General features: G+C 68.8%; 24 protein-coding genes. 20 read left to right on the top strand and 4 right to left on the bottom strand.

The window, feature by feature from the left end; all coding sequences use genetic code 11:
- Positions 1-95: 95 nt before the first annotated feature.
- The 4 genes from ung to C8263_RS06030 all read left to right on the top strand — a co-directional run bounded on the left by ung (position 96) and on the right by C8263_RS06030 (position 5,043).
- On the top strand, positions 96-2,381 hold the full coding sequence (ung, locus tag C8263_RS06045; protein WP_233218670.1) for a uracil-DNA glycosylase: 2,286 nt from the start codon (positions 96-98) through the stop codon (positions 2,379-2,381).
- Between the two features lie 13 nt (positions 2,382-2,394).
- Positions 2,395-3,444 carry a DNA topoisomerase IB gene (locus C8263_RS06040; protein WP_107137213.1) on the top strand — a complete coding sequence of 350 codons (1,050 nt, stop codon included), beginning with the start codon at positions 2,395-2,397 and terminating at the stop codon, positions 3,442-3,444.
- Entirely contained in the window at positions 3,441-3,854 is a 414-nt protein-coding gene (locus C8263_RS06035; RefSeq protein WP_107137212.1) for a DoxX family protein, read from the top strand. The genes C8263_RS06040 and C8263_RS06035 overlap by 4 nt, the downstream gene beginning before the upstream one ends.
- Positions 3,855-4,137: 283 nt before the next feature.
- On the top strand, positions 4,138-5,043 hold the full coding sequence (locus tag C8263_RS06030) for an aminoglycoside phosphotransferase family protein (RefSeq protein ID WP_199188324.1): 906 nt from the start codon (positions 4,138-4,140) through the stop codon (positions 5,041-5,043).
- 51 nt (positions 5,044-5,094) lie between these two features.
- Here the strand turns inward: C8263_RS06030 and C8263_RS06025 are convergent, their stop codons facing one another.
- From C8263_RS06025 to C8263_RS06010, 4 genes are all read right to left on the bottom strand, one after another.
- A complete protein-coding gene (locus C8263_RS06025; RefSeq protein ID WP_158263752.1) occupies positions 5,095-6,495 on the bottom strand; it encodes a serine hydrolase in 1,401 nt (466 codons plus the stop codon).
- Positions 6,496-6,657: 162 nt separating this feature from the next.
- The gene (locus C8263_RS06020) at positions 6,658-7,305 is read right to left on the bottom strand and encodes a Crp/Fnr family transcriptional regulator (RefSeq protein WP_146160605.1); all 648 of its coding nucleotides are present in this window, start codon (positions 7,303-7,305) and stop codon (positions 6,658-6,660) included.
- 161 nt (positions 7,306-7,466) lie between these two features.
- Positions 7,467-7,700 (bottom strand): 4Fe-4S binding protein, encoded by a 234-nt coding sequence (locus C8263_RS06015; protein ID WP_107137209.1) that lies wholly within the window; start codon positions 7,698-7,700, stop codon positions 7,467-7,469.
- 45 nt (positions 7,701-7,745) lie between these two features.
- Entirely contained in the window at positions 7,746-8,858 is a 1,113-nt protein-coding gene (locus tag C8263_RS06010; RefSeq protein ID WP_107137208.1) for an alpha-hydroxy acid oxidase, read from the bottom strand.
- A gap of 69 nt (positions 8,859-8,927) precedes the next feature.
- Here C8263_RS06010 and C8263_RS06005 point away from each other — a divergent pair, with 69 nt between their 5' ends.
- The 16 genes from C8263_RS06005 (at position 8,928) to C8263_RS05930 (ending at position 22,769) form a co-directional block, all read left to right on the top strand.
- Positions 8,928-9,107 (top strand): hypothetical protein, encoded by a 180-nt coding sequence (locus C8263_RS06005; protein ID WP_107137207.1) that lies wholly within the window; start codon positions 8,928-8,930, stop codon positions 9,105-9,107.
- Between the two features lie 88 nt (positions 9,108-9,195).
- On the top strand, positions 9,196-9,690 hold the full coding sequence (locus tag C8263_RS06000) for a DUF427 domain-containing protein (protein WP_107137206.1): 495 nt from the start codon (positions 9,196-9,198) through the stop codon (positions 9,688-9,690).
- A 63-nt stretch (positions 9,691-9,753) separates the two neighbouring features.
- Positions 9,754-10,158, top strand: a complete 405-nt coding sequence (locus tag C8263_RS05995; protein WP_107137205.1) for a hypothetical protein — start codon at positions 9,754-9,756, stop codon at positions 10,156-10,158.
- Positions 10,159-10,168: 10 nt separating this feature from the next.
- Positions 10,169-10,837 (top strand): aminoacyl-tRNA hydrolase, encoded by a 669-nt coding sequence (gene pth, locus C8263_RS05990; protein WP_107137204.1) that lies wholly within the window; start codon positions 10,169-10,171, stop codon positions 10,835-10,837.
- Entirely contained in the window at positions 10,812-11,918 is a 1,107-nt protein-coding gene (locus C8263_RS05985) for a M42 family metallopeptidase (protein ID WP_233218669.1), read from the top strand. The genes pth and C8263_RS05985 overlap by 26 nt, the downstream gene beginning before the upstream one ends.
- Positions 11,919-12,000: 82 nt before the next feature.
- Complete coding sequence (locus tag C8263_RS05980) at positions 12,001-12,558, top strand: DUF4126 domain-containing protein (RefSeq protein ID WP_107137203.1); 558 nt, start codon at positions 12,001-12,003, stop codon at positions 12,556-12,558.
- 247 nt (positions 12,559-12,805) lie between these two features.
- On the top strand, positions 12,806-13,177 hold the full coding sequence (locus tag C8263_RS05975) for a P-II family nitrogen regulator (RefSeq protein WP_199188323.1): 372 nt from the start codon (positions 12,806-12,808) through the stop codon (positions 13,175-13,177).
- A gap of 25 nt (positions 13,178-13,202) precedes the next feature.
- Positions 13,203-14,504, top strand: coding sequence for an ammonium transporter (locus C8263_RS05970; RefSeq protein WP_107137202.1), 1,302 nt, complete (start codon positions 13,203-13,205; stop codon positions 14,502-14,504).
- A gap of 403 nt (positions 14,505-14,907) precedes the next feature.
- Positions 14,908-15,225 carry a V-type ATPase subunit subunit G family protein gene (locus C8263_RS05965; RefSeq protein WP_107137201.1) on the top strand — a complete coding sequence of 106 codons (318 nt, stop codon included), beginning with the start codon at positions 14,908-14,910 and terminating at the stop codon, positions 15,223-15,225.
- A complete protein-coding gene (locus C8263_RS05960; protein WP_107137200.1) occupies positions 15,222-17,285 on the top strand; it encodes a V-type ATP synthase subunit I in 2,064 nt (687 codons plus the stop codon). Before C8263_RS05965 ends, C8263_RS05960 begins: the two co-directional genes overlap by 4 nt.
- A 17-nt stretch (positions 17,286-17,302) precedes the next feature.
- A complete protein-coding gene (locus C8263_RS05955; protein ID WP_107137199.1) occupies positions 17,303-17,605 on the top strand; it encodes an ATP synthase subunit C-like protein in 303 nt (100 codons plus the stop codon).
- Between the two features lies 1 nt (position 17,606).
- A complete protein-coding gene (locus tag C8263_RS05950; RefSeq protein WP_107137198.1) occupies positions 17,607-18,176 on the top strand; it encodes a V-type ATP synthase subunit E in 570 nt (189 codons plus the stop codon).
- An 8-nt stretch (positions 18,177-18,184) separates the two neighbouring features.
- Positions 18,185-19,162 (top strand): V0D/AC39 family V-type ATPase subunit, encoded by a 978-nt coding sequence (locus tag C8263_RS05945; RefSeq protein WP_107137197.1) that lies wholly within the window; start codon positions 18,185-18,187, stop codon positions 19,160-19,162.
- Positions 19,159-19,497: a V-type ATP synthase subunit F gene (locus C8263_RS05940; RefSeq protein ID WP_107137196.1), complete on the top strand. Its 339-nt coding sequence runs from the start codon at positions 19,159-19,161 to the stop codon at positions 19,495-19,497. The genes C8263_RS05945 and C8263_RS05940 overlap by 4 nt, the downstream gene beginning before the upstream one ends.
- Positions 19,498-19,614: 117 nt before the next feature.
- The gene (locus C8263_RS05935; RefSeq protein ID WP_107137195.1) at positions 19,615-21,363 is read left to right on the top strand and encodes a V-type ATP synthase subunit A; all 1,749 of its coding nucleotides are present in this window, start codon (positions 19,615-19,617) and stop codon (positions 21,361-21,363) included.
- Complete coding sequence (locus tag C8263_RS05930) at positions 21,360-22,769, top strand: V-type ATP synthase subunit B (protein ID WP_107137194.1); 1,410 nt, start codon at positions 21,360-21,362, stop codon at positions 22,767-22,769. Before C8263_RS05935 ends, C8263_RS05930 begins: the two co-directional genes overlap by 4 nt.
- Positions 22,770-22,823: the final 54 nt, after the last annotated feature.

Raw genomic sequence — 22,823 nt, 5'->3', positions numbered from 1 at the left:
GGCCGCCTGCACCCTGGGCGGCCCGGATTTATCTGTTCTGAAGTCCGGGCGAAGCCCCACCGTCTGCCCGGCGCGGCTGGGCCACACTGGCGGCTGTGTTCGGGCCGGTGCAACTGGTGTGGTTCAAGAAAGATCTGCGGGTGCGCGACCACGCGCCACTCTCTCAGGCGGCGGCGCGCGGCCCGGTGCTGCCGGTGTACATCTACGAGCCCGAGCAGGTGGGCCACGAGGAATTTGACGGCCACCACCTGAGCTACCTGAACGGCTGCCTGGAGGAGCTGGACCTGCGCCTGCGCGCCCTGGGCACGCCGCTGGTGGTGCGCGTGGGTGAGGCGGTGGCAGTGCTGGACGAACTGCGCGAGGCGCACGGGGTGGGGGCCGTTTGGGCCCACGAGGAAACCGGCAACGGCGTGAGCTTTGCCCGGGACCGCCGCGTGCGCGCCTGGGCGCGGGCCCGGGGGCTGCCCCTGCACGAGCTGCCGCAGAACGGGGTGGTCCGGCGCCTGAACAACCGCGACGGCTGGGCCGCCACCTGGGAAGAGCGCATGGCGGCGCCGCAGGTGCCGGTGCCGGCCGGGCTGCGCGGCACGGATGCCGACCCCGGCAGTCTGCGCGGCCACGCTGACCTGGGGGTGCCGGAGAGCCCCAAGGCCATTCCCCCCGCCGGGCAGGCGTACGCCCACGAGACGCTGCAGTCGTTTCTGACCGTGCGCGGCGTGAACTACATGCGCGAGATGAGCAGCCCCCTCACGGCCGAGACGAGCTGTTCACGCCTGAGTGCGCCGCTGGCCTTAGGCACGGTTTCGCTGCGCGAGGTGCTGCAGGCCACCCGGCAGCGGCTGGCGGACGTGAAGGGCGACCCGGGTGCCGACCCACGCTGGGTGCGCTCGCTGCGGTCCTACGAGTCGCGGCTGCACTGGCACTGCCACTTCATGCAGCGCCTGGAATCCGAGCCGGAGATGGAGTTTCGCAACCTTAACCGCGCGCTGGACGGCCTGCGCGAGAACGACTGGAACGAGGAACACTTTGAGCGCTGGTGCGCGGGCCAGACCGGCTTTCCGCTGGTGGACGCCTGCATGCGCATGCTGCGCGCCACCGGCTGGCTGAACTTCCGCATGCGCGCCCTGCTGGTGTCGTTCGCCACCCAGCACCTGTGGCTGCACTGGCGCCGCCCGGGGCTGTTCCTGGCGCGGCAGTGGATGGACAACGAACCCGGCATTCACTGGTCCCAGATGCAGATGCAGGGCAGCACGGTGGGGATCAACCGCGTGCGCATCTATTCGCCCACCCGGCAGGCGCGCGAGCAGGACCCGCAGGGGCAGTTCATTCGCCGCTGGGTGCCGGAACTGGCGGACGTGCCCGGCGATTTTCTGCACGCGCCCTGGGAGTGGACCGGGGCCACGCGGCTGGCCTACCCGCCGCCCACCGTGGATGAACACGCAGCCGGCCGCCGCGCCCGGGCGCGGATTTACGCCGCGCGCACCTCGCCCGCCTTTGAAGTGGAAGCCCGGCGCATCTATGACCGGCACGGCAGCCGCAAGAAGGCGGACGTGCGAGCCGAAAGAAAAGCGCAGGGTCTGCCCGAAAAATCCCCGCGCAAAACGCGCCAGACTGCCCAGCAAAGGAGCCGCCCCATGTCCGATCAACCTGACCTGTTTGGCCTGCAGCCTGCCCCCGAAGCCCCCAGAGCCATCATGCCCGCCGGCCTGCCCGAATCGTGGCAGCAGGCGCTGGGCGCCGAATTTGCCGCGCCTTACTTTCACGAGCTCAAAGACTTTCTGGTGCAGGAGCGCCGCGAGCACACCATCTTTCCCCCTGCGCCCGATGTTCTGAATGCCCTGCGCCTGACCCCGCTGGAGAACGTGAAGGTGCTGATTCTGGGCCAGGACCCCTATCACCGCCCTGGGCAGGCGCACGGCCTGAGTTTCTCGGTGCGCCCCGGCGTGACCATTCCGCCTTCCCTGCGCAACATCTACAAGGAACTCAAAGAAGACATTCCCAGCTTTACCCCGCCCCGCCACGGCCACCTGAAGCACTGGGCCGACCAGGGCATCTTGCTGCTGAACGCCGTGCTGACGGTGCGCGAGGGGCAGGCCAACAGCCACGCCAACAAGGGCTGGGAGCACTTTACCGACGCGGTCATCCGGGCCGTGAACGCCAAGGAGGAGCGGGTGGTGTTCGTGCTGTGGGGCGCCTACGCCCGCAAGAAGAAGAAGCTGATCACGGGGCCGCAGCACGTGGTGATCGAGTCTGCGCACCCCAGTCCCCTCAGCGAGGCCAAGTTCTTCGGCTCGCGGCCCTTTTCGCAGGTGAACGCGGCCCTGGAGCAGGCCGGGCGCGGCCCCATTGATTGGCAGCTGCCCATGAAGGCCGAAGAATGACCCCGGAGCGCCGATGAGCCGCACCGACCTGTTGCAGGAGGAATACCTGCGCCGCGAGGGCACCGACCCCAGGGCGTTTCGCTACTTCTGGCCCGACGGCACCCCCTACGAGGACGAGGGTGGCCTTGCCCGCATCGCCAAACTGGCCGTGCCGCCCGCCTACGAGGGCGTGTTCGTCTCGCCCGACCCCGGCGCCGAGTTGCAGGCGTTTGGCCGCGACGCCGCCGGGCGGCTGCAATACCGGTACCACCCGGACTTCGTGCAGGCGGGCGCGCTGAAAAAGTGGCAGCGCCTCACCCGCTTTGCCGGCGCCCTGGGGACCCTGAAGGCCGTGACGGGCGCCGACCTGCGCGCCCAGGGCCTGCCCCCGCGCAAGGTGGCGGCCCTGATGACCCGTCTGCTGCACGTGGCCCGCTTCCGGGTGGGCAGCGACGACTACGCGCGCAAGCACAAAACCTATGGCCTGAGCACCCTGCGCCAGCGCCACGTGCAGGTGCAGGGCAATACCGTCACCTTTCACTTCAAGGGCAAGCACGGCATTACCCAGCACAAGGCCACCACCGACCGCACGCTGGCGGCCAACATCTCGCGGCTGCTGGACTTGCCCGGCCCGTGGCTGTTTCAGACGGTGGACGCCGAGGGCGCGCGGCGCCGCGTCCGCTCCGGGGAACTGAACGCCTACCTGCGTGAAGTGATTGGCCCCTTCACCGCCAAGGATTTCCGCACCTGGGGCGGCACCCTGCTGGCCGCCGAATTCCTGGCCGAGGCCGGGGTGGCCGACACGGAGCGCCAGGCCCGCAGAACCCTGGTGGAGTGCGTGAAGTACGTGGCGGGCGACCTGGGCAACACCCCCGCCGTGACGAGAAGCAGCTACATCTGCCCGGTTATCTTTGACCGCTATCTGGACGGCAAGGTGCTGGACGACTACGAACCGCGTGCGGCCCGGGGCGAACCCGAACTGGAGGGCCTGACCCGCAGTGAAGCGGCCCTGAAGCGGCTCCTGGAAAGCGAAAAGATGCTGCGGGTGCGGCGAGGGCGCCGCAAGACAGAAGAGGCGGCGTGAATCGCCTGTCCCTGCCCCGCCACCTCGCCCGCACGCTGCTGGGGCTGGCGCTGATCGGTGCGGGCGTCAGCCACCTCACCACGCTGCGCCAGGATTTTCAGGCCCAGGTGCCGGGCTGGGTGCCGCTGGACAAGGACGTGGTGGTGCTGGCTTCCGGCGTGGTGGAAATCGGGCTGGGCGCCGCCCTGCTGGCGCTGCCCCGCCAGCGCGTCACCGTGGGCTGGGTGGTCGCGGCTTTCTTCGTGGCCGTTTTGCCCGGCAACATCTCGCAGTACCTGACCCGCACCGACGCGTTTGGGCTGAACACGGATCAGGCGCGGCTGACCCGCCTGTTCTTTCAGCCGCTGCTGGTGCTGTGGGCGCTGTGGTCCACTGGGGCGTGGCCAAAGACGGGTGCAAAGCGGCCGTAGCTGGCCCGGCGCTGGACCGGGACCGCTGCGCTGCCGGGGAAGCAGGAACAAAGCGGATTCCGGGCGTGAGACGGACTGCCGTCCATTTCCGTACCATCCGGGAAGAAGGGGGATGTTCCCCGCCTTCGTCGCTGTTCCACCCCAATGCCCGGAAATCCGCATTTGTTCCCTCTCTGCTCCGCAGCTCTTCGAGTCCCTCCGGTCGAAAAATTCCGGAACACGTTACGGAATTTTTCGGAATCCGTATGATGCGGTGGAATGTGGTTCTGACCCGGGCCTGCCCATGAGCGGGCCGCCGCGCATGCACGACCACGAAATCGAGGTGTCTGCCGCGCTGGTGGCGCGTCTGGTGGCCACCCAGTGCCCCCAGTGGGCCGGGCTGCCGCTGCGGCGCGTGGCCTCGGCCGGCACCGACAATGCCGTGTACCGCCTGGGCGAGGCGCTGTTGGTGCGCCTGCCGCGCGTGGACTGGGCCGCCGAGGATGTGGCCAAGGAACAGACGTGGCTGCCCCGCCTTGCGCCCCACCTGCCTGTGGCGGTGCCGCCGCCGCTGTTTGCTGGCGGGCCGGGCGAGGGCTACCCCTTTCCCTGGGCGGTGTACCGCTGGCTGCCGGGTCCAGAGGCCACGCTGGAGACCGTGCGCGACGGCCACGAGTTTGCCCGTGACCTCGCCCGTTTCATTCTGGCCCTGCGCCGCCTCCCGGCGCCCCATGGCGAGGCGCCGCTGGGTTCGCGCGGGGTGCCCCTGCGCACCAGAGACGACGCCACCCGGCACGCCATCGCCGGGTGCGCCGCGCTGGGCCTGCTGGACCCGGACCCGGTCACCGCCGCCTGGGAGGGCGCGCTGGCTGCCCCAGTCTGGGCCGGCCCGCCCACCTGGCTGCACGGCGACCTGAAACCGGGCAATCTGCTGGCTCAGGGTGGTCGCCTGAGCGCCGTGATTGACTGGAGCGCCCTGACCCTGGGTGACCCGGCAGCGGATCTGCTGCCCGCCTGGAACCTGCTGGACCCGGCCACGCGCGCCACCTTCCGCGCCGCCCTGGCCCCCGATGACGCCACCTGGGCCCGGGGGCGCGGCTGGGCCCTGAGTGTGGGCCTGCTGGCGTGGCCGTACTACCGGCACACCAACCCCGAACTGGCGCGCATTTCCCAGCGGCAGATCCAGGCGGTGATGAGCGAGGAGCGTTAGGGCCGCGGAGGTCCTCTGCCCCCGCGCAGCCTCCAGCCCCGGGCCAGCCCCTCAGCGCCGCAGCCGCTGCGCCGTGTCCCAGACATAGCGGGCGATCTGCGGCAGTTGCCGCTCAATCTCTGGACTGTCCAGCACATCCGAGCCGTGGTTGAAATAGGCGTAGGCAAAGGTTTCGCCGCCCTGAAGCTGCAGCAGGCCGCTGAGGGTGACCAGCCGCCAGCCGCTGCCCGCCTTGCTGCCCCAGTACCTGGACGTCACCCCTTTGGGCGCGCAGCAGCCCTCGGCCAGGAAACGGCGAAAGGTGTTGGCGCTCTGGGGCGTCAGGCCGCCGCGCAGGTGCAGCTGCGCGACCAGCGAGGCCCATTCGCGCGGCGTGCTGCGGTTTTGCAGGGCCACGTCCAGCTGCGGGCTGTAGGCCGGGCTGCGGAAATAGGCTTCCAGGTCGGTCAGCACCCGTTCCGGGCTCAGGCGCAGGCTGGCCTGCACCGCCCCGGCCGCCGTTTGGGCCTGCACGGTCTCGGGCAGGCTCAGCAGGGTCTGGGCCCAGGACAGCGTGTCCGGGCCGTACACCTCGGGGATCAGGCCCGCCTGGGCGGCCCACATGGCCTTGGTGGTGGTCTGCACGCGGGTGGCGCAGGTGCCAAAACCGCGCGCCGCCGCCTGCAGCCGCTCGGGGCCCACCGCCAGCTGCACGATGTCCGAGGCCGTGTTCTCACTGCTCACCACCATCTGCCGGGCCAGGTCCAGCAGGGTGCGGTTTCCGGGGCGGTAGAACTCGATCGAGCGGTTGCTGCTCGTGACCGCAAAGCGGGTGTTCAGGTTCAGGCGCCCGGCGTCCACGTCGCGCAGCGCGGCCCACAGGGTCAGCTGCTTGAAGGTGCTGGCCAGCGGAAACAGACGGTCTGGCTGGTGCGTCACCACCTTCAGCGGCGCCAGCGTTTTCGGGTCCAGCTGCGCCATGTAAAAGCCCACCTGCCCGGTGGCAAAGGCCGGGGGCACGTAGGGCACGGCCTGCCCGCCCTGGCCCAGCGCGCAGGGGCCCGCCAGAGGCGGCTCGTAGTCGGTCCAGGTGTCGGCCGGGTACAGGTCCAGCACCAGCCGCCGCCCGCTGCTGCCCGGCGCGGGGGGCAGCAGGGTCACATTCAGGCGCAGCGGCTTGCCCTGGGCACTGGTAAAGGTCGCGCTCTGGGCGCCCACCACAGCCTGCACCGTGTCTCCGGGGACCTCAAAGGCGAAGGAGGAGGCGGGCAGCGTGGCCCCGCTCAGCTGAACCCGGACCTCCCCCGGCTGGCGGTGGATGGTCCAGCCCACGCGGCCGGGCAGGTCATACACCACGCGCTGATAATGGTCATGCCAGCCCATGCGGGGCACGGGCACGCTTTGGGCGCGGGCAGGCACCGGGGCCCAGAGGGTCAGCCCCAGCAGCGCAGGAAGGAGAAAAGGCAGGCGCATGGGCCGCATGATAGGCGGCCGGCTCCCTGGGGTCCGGCTCATCCGTGGAGCGGCGCATGAGCGCTTTTTCATCACCGGAGGCCCGTCTGTTCTCGTGTTCGCTCTCCGGCGCGGCTCCCCGAGGCTGCTGACCTCTCGCCTTGGGCGCACCGGAGGCGGAACTCAGGTGCGCTCTGTCAGCCCCGCCCGGTCCAGGCCGGTCACGGTGCGGCCATGCCACTCAATCAGGCCCAGGCGGTACAGCTCGCCCAGCTTGCGGCTGACAAGTTCCGGCACGGTGCCCAGCAGCGCGGCCAGTTCGCTGTTCGTGGGCAGCGGGTGGGGCAGGGCGCACGCCAGCAGGTAGGCGCAGAGCCGCTCGCCCACCCCGCTCAGCACCAGGGCTTCCAGGCGGCGCTGGCTATCGGCCGCGCGCCGGGCGAGATGGCGAAGGGCCGAGGCCGCCAGCACAGGGTCACGCTGCACCTCACGCGTCAGGGCCCATACGGGCAGGGTCAACAGGGTCGTGGGTGCCAGCGCCTGTGCATGTGTGGTCTGTTCCTGGCCCCCCAGCGCCGCTGCCAGCTCCACCGGCTGGTGCGCGCCGTCCAGCCGCAGCGTCAGTTCGCGCCCGCCCCCACCCACCACATACACCCGCACACTGCCCTGGGCCACGATAAACACGGTGTCCACAGGATCGCCCACGCGAAACAGGTGCTGGCCCCGCGCCAGGGTCAACGGGGTGGCCTGTCCCGCCAGGGCGGCCAGGGTGCCCGGGGCCGCCTCCGAAAACGGTGGGGTGCGGCGCAGCAGGCTCAGGGCGTCGGACACCACTCCATGCTGGCACAGCGGGGGGTCATACGAACTCGGATTGAATCGCTGACAAAAGCGATTCAATCCGAGCAGAGCGAGCAGGAGCAAAACAGGTTCCGGGCGTGGAGTCGGCACATCGGCTCTGTTCCGATTTGTCGGCGGAAGAGACGGAACCCGTATCAGCGGAAAAACGCCCGGTTCAGCCCAGCCGCGTCCCGGTGGGCTTCGGGCAGGTCCAGCTCATGGAAGATGGCGCCAGCCGGGCACGCCGCGGCGCAGGCCCCGCAGTCAATGCATTCGTCCGGGTCAATCACGAACTGCTCGCCGGCATCATGAATGCAGTCGCAGGGGCACACCTGCAGGCACGCCCCGTCCCGAACGCCTGCACAGAGTGAAGTGATCACGTAGCTCATGGCCCACAGCCTGCCGGGCAGAGGCGCGCCCGGCCATGACTTTGGTCAAGCGGCCGGCAATCCGCGCACCACCTCTGGGCCCAGGGCCGCCACACTGGGTTTGCCGCACAGGGCCAGCGCCAGCCGGAATTCCTCGTGCAGCAGGTCCAGGGTGCGCCTCACCCCCGCCTCGCCCCCGGCAGCCAGTCCCCACAGCGCCGCGCGGCCCAGAAAGACCGCACGGGCCCCCAGGGCCACCGCCTTCAGGACATCGGTGCCCCGGGTCACGCCGCCGTCCAGATAGATCTCGGTGCGCCCGGCCACCGCGTCCACGATTTCGGGCAGAACCTCCAGGCTGCTCACGGCGGTGTCCAGCTGGCGCCCGCCGTGGTTGCTGACCCACACGTGCGCGCCGTGTTCAGCGGCCAGGGCGGCGTCCTCGGCGGTCAGAATGCCTTTGAGCACAATGGGCAGCCGGGTCTGGTCGCGCAGCCACGCCAGGTCGGCCCAGGTAAAGGTCTTGTCCACCAGATGGGCAAAGTAGTTCGCCAGCTGCGAGCCGGTGTCGGTTTCCACCCCGGCCAGCCATTCGCGGGGGCCCACGTTGGGCGCGTGCAGGTGCGGCGGCAGGGCAAAGCGGTGGCGCTCGTTGGCCTCGCGGCGGCCCAGATACGGCGCGTCGGCGGTAAACACCAGCGCCCGCGCGCCGCTGGCCTCGGCCCGCTGGATCATGCTTTGACTAAGCGCCCGGTCGCGGCACAGATACAGCTGAAACCACAGCCGCCCGCCCGCCGCCGCCCCCACCTCTTCCAGCGGCGTGTTGGAAAAGGTGCTGAGGGTCATCACGCTGCCCGCGTGGGCCGCCGCGCGCGCCGTGGCGGTTTCGGCGTCCGGGTGGGCCAGGCCGTGAAAGGCGCTGGGCGCAATGCCAATCGGGCTGCGCAGCCCCAGCCCCAGCACCTGGGTTGAGGGGTCCACCGTGTCCACATCCACCAGCACGCGCGGGCGCAGCCGCAGCCGGGCGTAGGCCGCGCGGTTCCCGCGCAGGGTGTGCTCGTCGTTGGCGCCGCTGGCGTAATATTCCAGCGCGTTCTGGTCCAGCGCCGCACGGCCCAGCGTTTCCAGGTCGGCCAGATTGATCGCGGTGTCCAGGCTCAGGGGTGCGTCGGCGCGGTTCATGGCTCAGCGTAGCGCGTGGGCTTTTTCGGCGGGGCCACGCCGCCAGGGGTTTCAGTGTTACGCTGGCCCATGTCCACCTTCCTCATCCTGGTCGTTCTGATTGGCGCCCCCGTCTGGCTGCTGTTGCGGTGGGTCAAGGTCCGCCCTGAGCTGGAGCAGCAGGGCAGGGCGGTAGAGCCGTTGACTGGCGCGCTGTACGCCGGGGGCCAGCAGCAGGCACGGGAGGGCATGAACGACCGCGCGGGCTGAGCGCTGGGCGCTGGGCCGCCCGGCCCCTTGCCCAGTGACCGTAGTCCCTCTGACGGCAGACCCGCTTCTTTTGCGCCACCCTCTCCTCATGCCGCCGCGCCCCCTGCCCGCTGGCCCTGGCCAGGAAAGTGTCTGGGCCTACCCGCGCCCGCCCCGGCTGGAACGCACGCCGCGCCGAGTGCAAATCTGGCTGGGCGGCGTGCTGGTGGCCGACACCACGCAGGGTTTTCGCGTGCTGGAAACCAGCCACCCGCCCACCTATTACCTGCCGCGCGCGGCGTTTGTGCCCGGAGTGCTCTCGCCCGCGCCGGGCCGCAGCGTGTGCGAGTGGAAGGGCGAGGCGTCGTACTGGACCCTGCGCGCCGGGGCCCGCACGGAGGCCGCCGCCGGCTGGAGTTACGAAACCCCCACCCCCGCCTTTGCCGCCCTGGCCGGCGCGGTGGCGGTCTATGCCGGGCGCATGGACGAGTGCCGCGTGGACGGTGTGCGCGCCCTGCCCCAGCCGGGCGACTTCTACGGCGGCTGGATCACACCCGACGTGGTGGGGCCCTTCAAGGGCGGCCCGGGCACCTGGGGCTGGTAGGGAGGCCGGTCGTGACGTGCGGCGCTCCCCCTGAACCTCTGGCGCCCTTGCTACCCTGGCCCCATGACAGACGCTGCGGTTCGCGCGAAACTTTCGGCCCTGGCTCCGGCGCTGCGGCACTTTCACTCGGCCCTGCTGGACGTGGCCAAGGGCGAATATGAATTTATCCACGGCCCGGTGGGGGGCCCCTTCGAGCTGTATTCCCTGGTCATGAACCACCCGCAGTTTCAGTGGCTGCGGCCCCTGTCTGGCCTGATGGCCACGCTGGACGAGGTGCTGGACGCCAAGGACCGCCCCCTCACCGGGCGCAACCTGCAGGACGTGCGCCAGGCCCTGGGCCTGCTGTTTGCCGACACCGACACCCGCTTTGCCGAGTTCCGGGCCGGCTATGCCCGCGCCCGGGGAGACGCCCGCGTGCGCGAGACCGAAAGCAAGTGGCGCGAACTGCTCTCCGGCCACGAGGCTTGAGGGGGCTGTCTTGAAGCTGGTGGTGGGCCTGGGCAACCCAGGCGCCGGGTATGCCCAGACCCGGCACAACGTGGGCTGGCTGGTGGTGGACGAACTGGCCCGCCGCGCCGGGGCGACGTGGCGCAAAGAGGGCAAAGACGCCGAGGTGGCCGAGGTCCGGCTGGGCGCGGCCCCGGGCGAAAAGGTGCTGCTGCTCAAGCCGCAGACCTTCATGAACGCCTCGGGCAAGGCGGTGGTGCCGCTGCTGTCGTTTTACAAGCTGGAGGGCGAGGACCTGCTGGTGGTGCAGGACGACCTCGACAGCCCCTTTGGCCTGCTGAAATTCCGCATGGGCGGGCGCCACGGGGGCCAGAACGGGGTGCGCGACATCATCCGCCTGCTGGGCCAAGAGGCTTTCCCCCGCCTGAAAATCGGCATCAACCGCCCGCCGGGCGGCTGGGCGGTGAGCGACTGGGTGCTGAGCAAGTGGCGGGATGAGGAAGCGGCGACCGTGGCCGAACTCGTGCGCCTGGGCGCGGACGCCGTGGGGGTCTGGGCCGTGGCCGGGCTGTCCGAAGCACAGGGACAGTTCAACAGCACGGACCTGCGCCCCCGGCCCCCGGCACCCCCCGCAGCAGCCCTGGCCCCCGCTCCAGCGGCGCATACTGAGGGCCGTGCCGAAAACCAAGAAGAAGGCTGAGCTTCCCGCCCTGCCCGCACCCCAGGCCACCCCCCCGGAGCTGCGGCTGGACCTGCTGCTGCACTTGTCCGATCTGCCCGGTGTTCCCGGCCAGGAAGACGCCGTGCGTGACTTCGTGCTGCGTGAACTGCAGGGCCTGGCCGACGAGGTGCGGGTGGACGCCCTGGGCAACGTGATTGCCCGCCGCGCCGCCCGAAAGGCGAAGAAGGATGACCGGGTGGAGCGCGTGATGATCGCGGCCCACATGGACGAGATCGGCTTTCTGGTGCGCTTCATTGACGACCGGGGCTTTGTGCGCGTGCAGGCGCTGGGGGGGTTTGACACCCGCAACCTCTTCGCCCGTAACGTCACAGTGCATACCCGGAGCGGCACCCTGCCCGGCCTGCTGACCCCGGGCGGCAAGCCGGTGCACATCGCCAGCCCAGAGGAGCGCAAGAAGATTCCCGAGGTCCGCGAATTCTTCATTGACCTGGGCCTGGGCGCCGAGGATGTGAGGGCGCAGGTGCGGGTGGGCGACATGGTCACCCTGGACCAGACCGCCCGCCGGGTTGGCAACCTGATCTGCGGCAAGGCCATGGACGACCGCGCCAGCGTGTTCCTGCTGCTCGAAACCCTGCGCGCGCTGAAGGACACGGCGCCCCGCCATGAGGTCATCGCCGTGTTCAGCACCCAGGAAGAGGTGGGCCTGCGCGGGGCTATCACGGCGGCCTACGGCGTGCAACCCACCGTGGGCATTGGCCTGGACGTGACCCTGGCGGTGGATACGCCCGGCGTGGCGCCTGAAGAAGCCGTGACCCGCATGGGCGAGGGCATCGGCATCAAGGTCTTCGACTCCACCATGATTTCCCACCGCGCCCTGGTGGACGAGTTCTGGGATCTGGCGCAGGAGCGTGGCATTCCCGCCCAGCTGGAAGTGCTGCCCCTGGGCGGCACCGACGGCGCGGCTATTCAGCGCAGCAGAGGGGGCGTACCCAGCGTGACCCTCAGCCTGCCCACGCGGTATATCCATACGGTGGTGGAGGCTGTGCAGGTGGACGACCTGCGCGCGGGCCTGAGCCTGCTGCTGGCGTACCTGCAATAAGTTTCTTGCTCTGAAAACCCACAAGGTTCCCGCAACGGGCCGGCTCTGGTAACGGGGCCGGCCCGGCGCGCGTAATGGGCGCATGGAACTGCTCTCAGGGCTGCTCTCCTCGCTGGGCCTGTCGGGGGCGGCAGGCCTGAACGCCTATATTCCGCTGCTGCTGGTGGGGCTGCTGGACCGCTTTGGCGTGCTCAATCTGAATTCCCCCTACGACCTGCTCTCGAACCCCTGGGTGCTGCTGGGAATCGGGGTGCTGGGCGCACTGGACTTCGTGGGTGACAAGATTCCCGGGGTGGACCACGCGCTGCACCTGCTGGGCGGCGTGGTGAACACGGCGGCGGGCGCCATTCTCTTTGCCGCCCAGACCGGCGTGGCCGACATTCCCCCGGCCCTCAGCCTCGCGCTGGGCGTGCTGGTGGCGGGCGGGGTCCACGCCACCCGCACGGCGGCGCGCCCGGTGGCCACTGCCACCACCGCTGGCCTGGGCAACCCGGTGGTCAGTGGCATCGAGGACTTCACCAGCCTGCTCATGAGTGCGCTGGCCGTGTTCGTGCCGCTGCTGGCGGCGCTGCTGCTGGCCGCGCTGGCGGTGGTGGGCTACCGCTTCTGGACCCGCTGGCGCACACGCCGACTGATCTGAAGGGCACAGGGGTGAAGAGGGGAGAGGTCCGCGTGGCTTCTCCCCTCGGTATGTATTGGCGTGTATTGGCCCGGCACCCTGAGCCTGCCAGGAGTCGCTCTTCTGTTTTTCTGCCTGTTCTCTGCAATCTGTTATAGAAATTATGGACAAATGTCCAGACTTATTCTGACATCTGGCAAATTGATCCCTAAGCTGACGGTATGCAGGGATGCGAACGCTGCACTTTGGCAGAAAAAAAGGAGACGCCATGAAACTGGTCACGGCAGTGGTGCGGCCCGAACGGGTGCAGCAGGTCAAGGAGGCGCTGTTTCAGGCCGGCATCAGCGGCATCACACTCTCACGGGTGAGCGGCCACGGCGGCGAGCAGGAAATCGTGGAGCACTACCGGGGCACCCGGGTGATGGTGGAGTTCCGCGACAAGGTGGAAATCCGCATGGCCCTCAGCGAGCCCTTTGTGCAGGTGGCCATTGACGCCATCTGCAAGGGCGCGCGCACCGGCGAGGTGGGTGACGGAAAGATCTTCGTGCAGCCGCTGGAGCAGGTCTACCGCATCCGCACCGGCGAGCGCGACACCGCCGCCCTGACGCCGGTCACCGAAACCAAGCTCACGCCCGTTTGACGCGGACCCCCACCGGAGGAACCCTATGCTCAAGACCCTCTTGCCCCTGACCGTGCTGCTGAGCGGCGCGGCCCTGGCCCAGACCGGGGCCCCCAAGCTGGACACCGGCGACACCGCCTGGATGCTGGTGGCCTCGGCCCTGGTGCTGCTCATGACCCCGGGGCTGGCCTTTTTCTATGGCGGGCTCAGCCGCACCCAGAGCGTGCTGAACACCATGATGATGAGTGTGGTCTCGATTGGCCTCGTGGCGGTGCTGTGGCTGCTGGTGGGGTACTCGCTGGCCTTTGGGGCGGGCGGCAACGCCCTGGTGGGCTCGCTGGTGCACCTGGGCCTGGACGGGCTGGCGGGCGGCCTCACCGGCACCATCCCCACCTATGTCTTTGCGGCGTTTCAGGCCATGTTCGCCATCATCGCCGTGGCGCTGATCAGCGGGGCCGTGATTGAGCGCATGCGCTTTGGCGCCTTCGTGCTGTTCGGGGCGCTGTGGAGCCTGCTGATCTACGCGCCGCTGGCCCACTGGGTCTGGAGCGCCGACGGCTGGCTGTTCAAGCTGGGCGCCCTGGACTTTGCGGGCGGCACCGTCATTCACATTGCGGCCGGGGTAAGTGGGCTGGTGGCCGCCGCCGTGCTGGGCAGCCGCCTGGGCTTTCCCCGCACCGCCCATGTGCCGCACAACGTGCCTTTCGTGCTGCTGGGCGCGGGCCTGCTGTGGTTCGGCTGGATGGGCTTTAACGCGGGCTCGGCGCTGGCCGCCAACCAGACGGCCGCCCTGGCCTTCATCACCACCCTGATCGCCCCGGCCGCCGCCATGCTGACGTGGCTGGGTCTGGAAAGCGTACGCACCGGTAAACCCACCGCCGTGGGCGCGGCCACCGGGCTGGTCGTGGGCCTGGTGGCCATTACCCCGGCCTGCGCCTTTGTCAGCCCCGCAGCCTCGGTGGTGGTGGGTGCGCTGGGTGCGGCGGCCAGCTTCGGCGCTGTGCAGCTCAAGACCCGCCTGAAAGCCGACGACGCCCTGGACGTCTTTGCCTGCCATGGCGTGGCCGGCATCGTGGGCGCGCTGCTCACCGGCGCCCTGGCCTGGACGACCGGCAGCGGCAAGCCGGTCGGCGAGCAACTGGTGATTCAGCTGATCGGTGTGGTGGCGGCCGTGGCCTACACCGGCCTGGGCTCCTTTGTTCTGCTCAAGCTCGTGTCGCTCTTGACGCCCCTGCGGGTGCCTGTCAGCCAGGAAATTGCCGGCATGGACGTCAGCGCCCACAGCGAGCAGGGCTACGCCGACAACGAAACCGGCCTGGGCGCCCCCGTGTTCGTGGGCGGCGACTGAGGGAAGGCGGGCGGGGGAGCCGCCCAGGGCGCTCCCCCGCCGAGTGCCAGGACAGCGAGGGGTCCAGCCCTCAAGGCGCCCACGCCGTCACTCCCCACCGGCTCGGCGCTCTTGGCGCTCCAGCCTTTTCCCCCGCCTCCTTCTCCCTCCCCTCTGCCCCTCCACGTCCGCTGGCCCCCCGACCGCATCCCCGGGGGGCCAGCCCTGTGCTGTGAAGGCCGCTCAGGGACGCTTGACCTGTCGGGGGAGTTCGGGGGCTGTGTTACGATGGGCCCCGAGTCTGACACAACGCTTAACAGGGTCGGGCCACCGAAAAACTCACCGCACCCCCGCCACACCCCATGACGTTCATGGGGCGCTTGACCGGGGTGCTTGAGTCACGAAGGGAAAGGAGGAGTGAGTTTTGGACGTCTCAAGTCGAGTCTTAAGTGAGCTGGCGAGCCGCGAGGCCGCGCTGGACGCGCAGGTGGAAGCCGCCCGCGTGCAGGCGCAGCAGACTGTGGCCGCTGCCGAGGCGCAGGCGGCGAGCATCCTCCGGGACGCAGAAGCTCAGGTCAAGGCCATGCAGGCCGAGCACGAGCAGGCGCTGGCCGGTGAAGTGCAGCAGATCCGCGAGCAGGCCGCCACCTCTGCCCAGGCGCAGGCGCAGGACACTCGCGCGCGCGCCGAGGCCAAGCTGGGGCAGGCCGTGGACACCATCATGCGGGCGGTGCTTCCGTGATCATCCCCATGCAGCAGGTTGTGATCGCCACCCGCAAGCGCGGCAGTGAAGCGGTCATTGCGGCGCTGCAAGACGCGGGAGTGCTGCACCTCAAGCCCATCACGGGCGGGCCTCTGAGCACCGGCAACCTCGTGGGTGCCGATGCCCAGAGCCGCCGTGAAGACGAGCGCCTGCTGGCACGAGTGGAAAGCACCCTGGCCGAGCTGGGCAGCTACCGCCCCGCGCCCGCGCCCCTGCCCGCGCAGGCGCAGTGGGCCGAGCTGATTGAGGCGGCGGCGCAGCCGGTGGCCACGCTGGCCCGCGCCCGGCAGGAACTGCAGGCCGACCTGGACGCCGAGCAGGTGTACGGCGACGCCGTGCGCATCCTGACCCGCCTGGCCGGTGGCCTGGACCGCAGCCGCCGCCTGACCGTTCTGCCCTTCATGCTTCAGCCCACCGACAACCTTGCCGAGCTGGACGCGGCCCTGCAAACCGAGCTGGGTGACCGCTACGCCCTGGCCGTGGAGGCCGAGGACCGCAAGGGCGTGGGCCTGGTGGCCGTGCGCCGCAGCGAGCGGGACGCGGCCCGCGCGGCCCTGTCACGGGCCCGCCTGGGCGAACTGCGCCTGCCCGGCCGCTTTGACGGCATGCCGCTGAGCGACGCGGCGGCCGAGATGGAGCGCATTGCGCGCACCGGCACCGGCCGTCAGGGTGAACTGACCGCCGAGCGCGAGCGGCTGGCCCAGGCGCACGCGCCGGTGCTGTTCGCCCTGCGCGACGCCCTGAAAGACCGCGTGGCCGTTCACGACGTGCGCGCCGTGTCGGCCCGGGGCAAGTACAGCCTCGCGCTGCAGGGCTACGTGCCTGCCGACCGTCTGGGCGCGCTGGAACGGGCCCTGGCTCCGTTTGGCACCGGGGTCAGCTACGAGGTTCACCCCGTAGACGACCACCACGACGACCTCGTGCCGGTGGAGCTGAAGAACAACAGCTACGTCAAACCCTTCCAGACCGTGATGGGCCTGATGACCCCGCCCAAGTACGGCACCTTCGACCCCACCTGGGTCGTGGCGCTGTTCTTTCCGCTGTTCTTCGGCATCATCATGGCGGACATCGGCTACGGGCTGCTGTTCCTGGCCTTCGGGATGTGGCTGCTGGGCAAGGCCAGGAGAAACGAGGGCTGGAACCTCAGCTTCTTCGGCGCCTATGTGCCGCCCGCCACCGTGCGCGACCTGGGCTACGTGACCAACGTCATGGCTGCCTGGACCATCCTGTGGGGCTTCCTGACCGGCGAGTTCTTCGGCACGTTCCTGGAACACTTAGGCGTGTTCTACATCAACCCGGAACTGCTCAATAACCTCTGGGGCTGGACCGGCATTCGCTACCCCGAAGAAGCCGAGGCCCACAAGACCCTCTTCCATGTGTTCCCGATTCTCTTCCCCCGCCTGGAAACCGATTACTTCAGCAACGTGGCGCTGGTGTTCGCGCTGCTCTTCGGCATCCTGCAGGTGCTGTGGGGCTGGGGCATCCGGATTCAGCAGGGCCTCAAGCACAAAGATCCCCTGCACACCTGGGAAGGCATCGCCCTGTTCGGCGGCGTGTTTGGCCTGGTCATGATGGCCTTCGCCACCCGCGCCGGCAAGGACTTCGGCGCCTTTACCAACTTCTCTGATCCCCGCATTCTGCTGATGTACCTGGGCTTTGCCGCCTTCGTGATTGGCTGGCTGCGCGTCATCAAGCACTTCCCGCTGCTGCCCATCGAACTGCTGTCGCAGGGCGGGGCCGTGGTGAGCTACGCCCGTATCTTCGCTGTGGGTCTGGTGTCGGCCATTCTGGCCAAGCTCTGCACCGATCTGGGCTGGAGCCTGGCCGAGAACATCGGCTTCCTGGGCATCATCATTGGCATTGTGCTGGGCCTGGTGCTGCACTTCCTGGTGCTGGCCCTGACCCTGATTGGCCACGTGCTGCAGCCGCTGCGTCTGCACATGGTCGAGTTCCTGAACCCCACCGGCTTCAACGCCGATTCCAGCCCCCGCTATAACCCCCTTCGTCGCCTCAGCCCCGCGCAGGGGCAGGTCAAATAACCACAGGAGTGTTCACCATGACCAAGTACAACAAGATCGTCCTCGCGTCCCTCGTCTTCGCCCTCGCCAGCACCGGCTACGCCCAGGAAGGCACCAACGCCGCCACCGACGAACTGTACCGTGGTCTGCGCGCCGTGGGCGCCGGTCTGGCCCTGGGCCTGGGCGCCATCGGCACCGGCATCGCCCAGGCCCGCATCGGCTCGAGCCTGGTCGGCGCCGTGGCCGAGGACCCCAGCAAGGCCGGTAGCCTGCTGCTGTACTTCCTGCTGCCCGAAACCCTGGTGATCTTCGGCTTCCTGGCGCTGTTCATCCTGAACTGATATGGCCCTCGACAAGCTTCTCGAAAACGAGACCCAGCAGGAGATCGAGCAGATCCGCGCCCAGGCCCAGGCCCGCGCCGAGGAGATCGTCGCCCAGGCCCAGGAACGGGCCCGCACGCTGATCGAGTCGCGCACCCGGCAGCTGGACAGTGCCCGGCAGGCCGAACTGGTGCGCGCCCGCAGCGCCGCCGACCTGGACAGCAATGCCCAGCGCCTCTCGGCGTCGGACTCGCTGCAGGCCCAGGCGTTTGCGACCTCTGAAGGGTACCTGCAGGGCGCCGCGCAGTCGCCCGAGTACCCGATGATCCTGGTGCGCTTGCTGGAAGAGGCCCTGACTGTGCTGCCCGGCGCCCGCGTGGTGGAAGCCGCGACGGCTGAACACGGCGCCGTACACCAGGCCCTCTCGCAGCTGGGCCGCAGCCTGGAAGTGCGCGCCAACGAGCAGATCCGGACCGGTGTGCGCCTCGTGGGTGCAGACGGCAAGTCCAGTGTGCAGAACACGCTGCTGGGCCGCCTGGAGCGCGTGCGCGGTGAGCTGGCGCCCCAGATCAGCCGCCTGCTCGCGGAATAAGGTTCCCCATGCCCGACGACTACGCTTACATCAACACGCGCGTCCGCGTCATGCGGACCAAACTGCTCGACGGACGCTCGCTTGACTCGGCGCTCGCGGCGGGCAGTTACCAGGAGTTCCTGCGGGTTCTGACCGAAACGAACCTCGCGGCGAACCTGCGCGAAACCACCGGCGAGAGCGCCGGACTGGCCGAACTGGACCAGGCCCTGAGCCGCAACCTGTTCGACACCACCCGCAAGGTGCTGGGCTTTGCCGACGGCGACGCCAAGCGCGAGATTCAGGCCCTGCTGATGAAGTGGGATCTGGTGAACCTCAAGACCGTGGCGCGCGGCGTGGTGTCCGGACGCGGCGCCGACGCGGTGCTGAGCAACCTGATTCCCGGCGGCACCCTGAAACCCAGCGCGCTGCAGACCGCCGCCGCCAGCACCGACCTGCAAAGCGCGGCCGCCGCGATTGCCCTGAGCGGCCACCCGCTGGCGGGCGCGCTGCGCGCCGGCGCCAACGCCTACCAGGCCAGTGGCCGCCTGCTGGACCTGGAAGTGGCGCTGGATCAGGGCTACTACCGCCACGCCCTGAGCGTGGCGCGCAACACCAGCCTGCGCCGCTACCTCAGCCGCGAGATTGACATCACCAACGCCCTGATTGCGCGCGCGGGGGCGGGCCAGCCCATGAACCCCGCGCTGTTCGTGCAGGGCGGCAAGCTGGACGCCGCCGGGTACGCCCGTCTGGCGGGCGGCGACGCGAGTGGACTGGGTGACGTGGCGGCCGTTCTGGACGCCCCCAGCCTGGAAGACGCCGAGGTGGCGGCCCGCCGCGCCCTGGACAGCGCCACCCGCAACATTGCGGCCGGCGACCCCGAGGGCGTGGGCCTGATTCTGGACTTCCTGCGGCGCAAGGAAATTGAAATTGCCAAGCTCCGCCTGATCGGGCGCGGCAAGTTCTATGACCTGAGCCCCGAGCAGATTCGCAAGGAGGTGCAGGCATGACCGGCACCACGCAGCGTGTGGCAGTGCTCAGCGACGCCGAAACGGCCACCGGCTACCGCCTTGCGGGCGCCGAGGTCGTGGAGGCCACCCCTGAGACCGCCGTGGCGGCCCTGGAGCGGCTGATCGTGGAAGGCCAGTACGGTCTGGTGGCCGTGGACACGGGACTCATTCCCGATCCGCAGACCGCCACAGCCCGCGTGATGCGCGGCCGTGACCTGCCGATCCTGCTGCCCATTCCCAGCCTCAAAGACGCTTTTAACCCAAACACGGTGGACGCCAAGGCCTACATGGGCAAACTGGTGCGCGACACGATTGGGTTCGATATCAAACTGTAAAAGAGGTCAAAGGGTCTAAGGGTCTGGAAGTCGAAGGGCCAACCCACAAACGGTGTGCGCCCCCCGCCCTAGACTCTTGGACCCTCGACCCTTAGACCCTCTCCGAAGGAGATTCAAATGACGCAACAGCAAAAGGGCGTCGTGCAGAGCATCGCCGGGCCGGCCGTGATCGCGGACGGCATGTACGGTGCCAAGATGTACGACATCGTGCGCGTGGGCAAGGAGCGCCTCGTGGGCGAGATCATTCGCCTCGACGGCAACACCGCCTTCGTGCAGGTGTATGAAGACACCTCGGGCCTGACCGTGGGTGAGCCGGTGGAAACCACGGGGCTGCCCCTGAGCGTGGAACTGGGGCCAGGGATGCTCAACGGCATCTATGACGGCATTCAGCGTCCGCTGGACAAGATTCGCGAAGCCTCGGGCGACTTTATTGCCCGCGGCATTGAAGTGAGCAGCCTGAACCGCACCCAGAAGTGGGCCTTCACGCCCAGCGTGCAGGCCGGCGACCGCGTGCAGGGCGGCACCATCCTGGGCACCGTGCCGGAGTTCTCTTTCACCCACAAGATCCTGACGCCCCCCGACAAGGCGGGCGCGCTGCGCTGGGTGGCGGACGCCGGTGAATACACCATTGACGACACCATCGCAGAACTGGAAGACGGCACCAAGCTGCGCCTCGCGCACTACTGGCCCGTGCGCGCGCCTCGTCCCGTGACCAAGAAGCTGGACCCCAGCCTGCCGTTCCTCACCGGGATGCGCATTCTGGACGTGCTGTTTCCCCTGGTGATGGGCGGCGCCGCCGCGATTCCCGGGCCCTTCGGCTCGGGCAAGACCGTGACCCAGCAGTCGGTCGCCAAGTACGGCAACGCCGACATCGTGGTGTACGTGGGCTGCGGCGAGCGCGGCAACGAGATGACCGACGTGCTCGTGGAATTCCCCGAACTGGTGGACCCCAAGACCGGCGGGCCCCTCATGCACCGCACCATCCTGATCGCCAACACCTCGAATATGCCGGTGGCCGCCCGTGAAGCCTCGGTGTACACCGGCATCACGCTGGCCGAGTACTTCCGTGACCAGGGCTACTCTGTGTCGCTGATGGCCGACTCCACCAGCCGCTGGGCCGAGGCGCTGCGCGAGATTTCTTCCCGCCTGGAAGAAATGCCCGCCGAAGAAGGCTACCCGCCCTACCTGGGCGCCAAGCTGGCGGCCTTCTACGAGCGCGCCGGGGCCGTAACGACCCTGGCGGGCGAGGGCGGCGCGGTGTCCGTGATCGGCGCTGTGAGCCCGGCCGGCGGCGACATGTCCGAGCCCGTGACCCAGGCCACCCTGCGAATCACCGGCGCCTTCTGGCGTCTGGACGCCGGCCTGGCGCGCCGCCGCCACTTCCCGGCGATCAACTGGAACGGCTCCTACAGCCTGTTCACGCCGATCCTGGACAAGTGGTACCGCGAGAACGTGGGCCCCGACTTCCCCGAACTGCGCCAGCGCATCGGCAACCTGCTCCAGCAGGAAGCCAGCCTTCAGGAAGTGGTGCAGCTCGTCGGTCCCGACGCCCTGCAGGACAACGAGCGCCTGATCATCGAGACGGGCCGCATGCTGAGGCAGGACTTCCTGCAGCAGAACGGCTTCGACCCCGTTGACGCCAGCGCCTCCATGCCCAAGAACTACGGCCTGATGAAGATGTTCCTGAAGTTCTACGACGAGGCCGACGCCGCCCTGAAGAGTGGCGCGACCATCGACGAGATCATCCAGAACCCGGTTATCGAGAAGCTGGCCCGCGCCCGCTACACCCCGGAAAGCGAGTTCATCGCCTACGGTGAGGGCGTGATGGACGAGCTGCACACCACCTTCAAGGGAGTGAAAGCGTGACCCTTCTCCAGAAGGAATACAACGACGTCGCGTACATCTCCGGTCCGCTGCTGTTCGTGAACGCGGCCTCGGACCTCGCGTACGGCGCCATCGTGAACATCAAAGACGCCACCGGGCGCTCGCGCGGCGGTCAGGTCATCAGCGTGACCGACCAGAACGCCGTGATTCAGGTGTTCGAAGAAACCCGTGGTCTGGACCTCGCCACCGCCTCCGTGAGCCTTGTGGAAGACGTGGCCCGCCTGGGCGTGAGCAAGGAAATGATCGGCCGCCGCTTCGACGGTCTGGGCCGCCCCATTGACGGCCTGCCCGCCGTGGTGGCCGAACAGCGCCTCTCGATCAACGGTCAGGCCATGAACCCCGCCGCGCGCGCCAAGCCCGAGGAGTTCATTCAGACCGGCATCAGCACGATTGACGTGCAGACCAGCCTGATCCGCGGCCAGAAGCTGCCGATCTTCTCGGGCTCAGGTCTGCCGCACAACGAGCTGGCCGCCCAGATTGCCCGTCAGGCCAAGGTGCCCGGCCACGAAGGCGACTTCGCCGTGGTGTTCGCGGCGATGGGTCTGACCCAGCGCGAGGTCAGCTTCTTTACGCAGGAATTCGAGCGCACGGGCGCCCTGGCCCGCAGCGTGCTGTTCCTGAACAAGGCCGACGATCCCGCCGTGGAGCGTCTGCTGACCCCCCGCATGGCCCTGACCACCGCCGAGTACCTGGCCTTCGAGCACGGCTACCACGTGCTGGTGATCCTGACCGACCTGACGAACTACTGCGAGGCGCTGCGTGAAATCGGCGGCGCGCGTGAAGAGATCCCCGGTCGCCGCGGCTTCCCCGGCTACATGTACACCGACCTGGCGTCGCTGTACGAGCGCGCCGGTGTGGTGGACGGCAAGCCCGGCTCGGTCACCCAGGTGCCGATCCTCTCGATGCCCGACGACGACATCACCCACCCCATCCCTGACCTGACCGGTTACATCACCGAAGGCCAGATCGTGGTGGACCGCACCCTGAACTCCAAGGGTGTATTCCCCCCGATCAACCCGCTGCCCAGCCTCTCGCGCCTGCAGGGCAACGGCATCGGCAAGGGCAAGACCCGCGCCGACCACAAGAACATCTCGGATCAGCTGTTCGCCGCCTACGCCAACGGCCTGGACCTGCGCAAGCTGGTGGCCATCACCGGTGAGGACGCGCTGACCGAGACTGACAAGCTGTACCTGCGTTTTGCCGATGATTTCGAGACCTACTTCATCGGCCAGGGCGACCAGGACCGCAGCATCGAAGACAGCCTGACCGTGGCCTGGGGGATTCTCTCCAAGCTGCCCCAGAGCCAGCTGACCCGTATCTCGAAAGACGCCATTGACAAGTACTACGGCACCAAGATGGACGAGATGTGGAAGGGCAGCCGGATGTAGGACGTTGATGGATGATGGTTGAGCGTTGATGGAAGACTTCCGTCAACTTTTGAC

Source organism: Deinococcus arcticus (assembly GCF_003028415.1).
GTDB lineage: Bacteria > Deinococcota > Deinococci > Deinococcales > Deinococcaceae > Deinococcus > Deinococcus arcticus.
This window is presented reverse-complemented; position numbering and strand designations above follow the sequence as displayed.

What these genes read in the sequence shown, in the direction of transcription:
- C8263_RS06010 (WP_107137208.1), bottom strand. Translation starts at nt 8,858, where the DNA reads ATGAACCGCGCCGACGCACCCCTGAGCCTGGACACCGCGATCAATCTG.
- C8263_RS05945 (WP_107137197.1), top strand. Translation starts at nt 18,185, where the DNA reads ATGCCCGACGACTACGCTTACATCAACACGCGCGTCCGCGTCATGCGG.
- C8263_RS05980 (WP_107137203.1), top strand. Translation starts at nt 12,001, where the DNA reads ATGGAACTGCTCTCAGGGCTGCTCTCCTCGCTGGGCCTGTCGGGGGCG.
- C8263_RS06005 (WP_107137207.1), top strand. Translation starts at nt 8,928, where the DNA reads ATGTCCACCTTCCTCATCCTGGTCGTTCTGATTGGCGCCCCCGTCTGG.
- C8263_RS05950 (WP_107137198.1), top strand. Translation starts at nt 17,607, where the DNA reads ATGGCCCTCGACAAGCTTCTCGAAAACGAGACCCAGCAGGAGATCGAG.
- C8263_RS05995 (WP_107137205.1), top strand. Translation starts at nt 9,754, where the DNA reads ATGACAGACGCTGCGGTTCGCGCGAAACTTTCGGCCCTGGCTCCGGCG.
- C8263_RS05955 (WP_107137199.1), top strand. Translation starts at nt 17,303, where the DNA reads ATGACCAAGTACAACAAGATCGTCCTCGCGTCCCTCGTCTTCGCCCTC.
- C8263_RS05935 (WP_107137195.1), top strand. Translation starts at nt 19,615, where the DNA reads ATGACGCAACAGCAAAAGGGCGTCGTGCAGAGCATCGCCGGGCCGGCC.
- C8263_RS06015 (WP_107137209.1), bottom strand. Translation starts at nt 7,700, where the DNA reads ATGAGCTACGTGATCACTTCACTCTGTGCAGGCGTTCGGGACGGGGCG.
- C8263_RS05970 (WP_107137202.1), top strand. Translation starts at nt 13,203, where the DNA reads ATGCTCAAGACCCTCTTGCCCCTGACCGTGCTGCTGAGCGGCGCGGCC.
- C8263_RS06000 (WP_107137206.1), top strand. Translation starts at nt 9,196, where the DNA reads ATGCCGCCGCGCCCCCTGCCCGCTGGCCCTGGCCAGGAAAGTGTCTGG.
- C8263_RS06025 (WP_158263752.1), bottom strand. Translation starts at nt 6,495, where the DNA reads ATGCGCCTGCCTTTTCTCCTTCCTGCGCTGCTGGGGCTGACCCTCTGG.
- C8263_RS06040 (WP_107137213.1), top strand. Translation starts at nt 2,395, where the DNA reads ATGAGCCGCACCGACCTGTTGCAGGAGGAATACCTGCGCCGCGAGGGC.
- C8263_RS05940 (WP_107137196.1), top strand. Translation starts at nt 19,159, where the DNA reads ATGACCGGCACCACGCAGCGTGTGGCAGTGCTCAGCGACGCCGAAACG.
- C8263_RS06030 (WP_199188324.1), top strand. Translation starts at nt 4,138, where the DNA reads ATGAGCGGGCCGCCGCGCATGCACGACCACGAAATCGAGGTGTCTGCC.
- C8263_RS05975 (WP_199188323.1), top strand. Translation starts at nt 12,806, where the DNA reads ATGAAACTGGTCACGGCAGTGGTGCGGCCCGAACGGGTGCAGCAGGTC.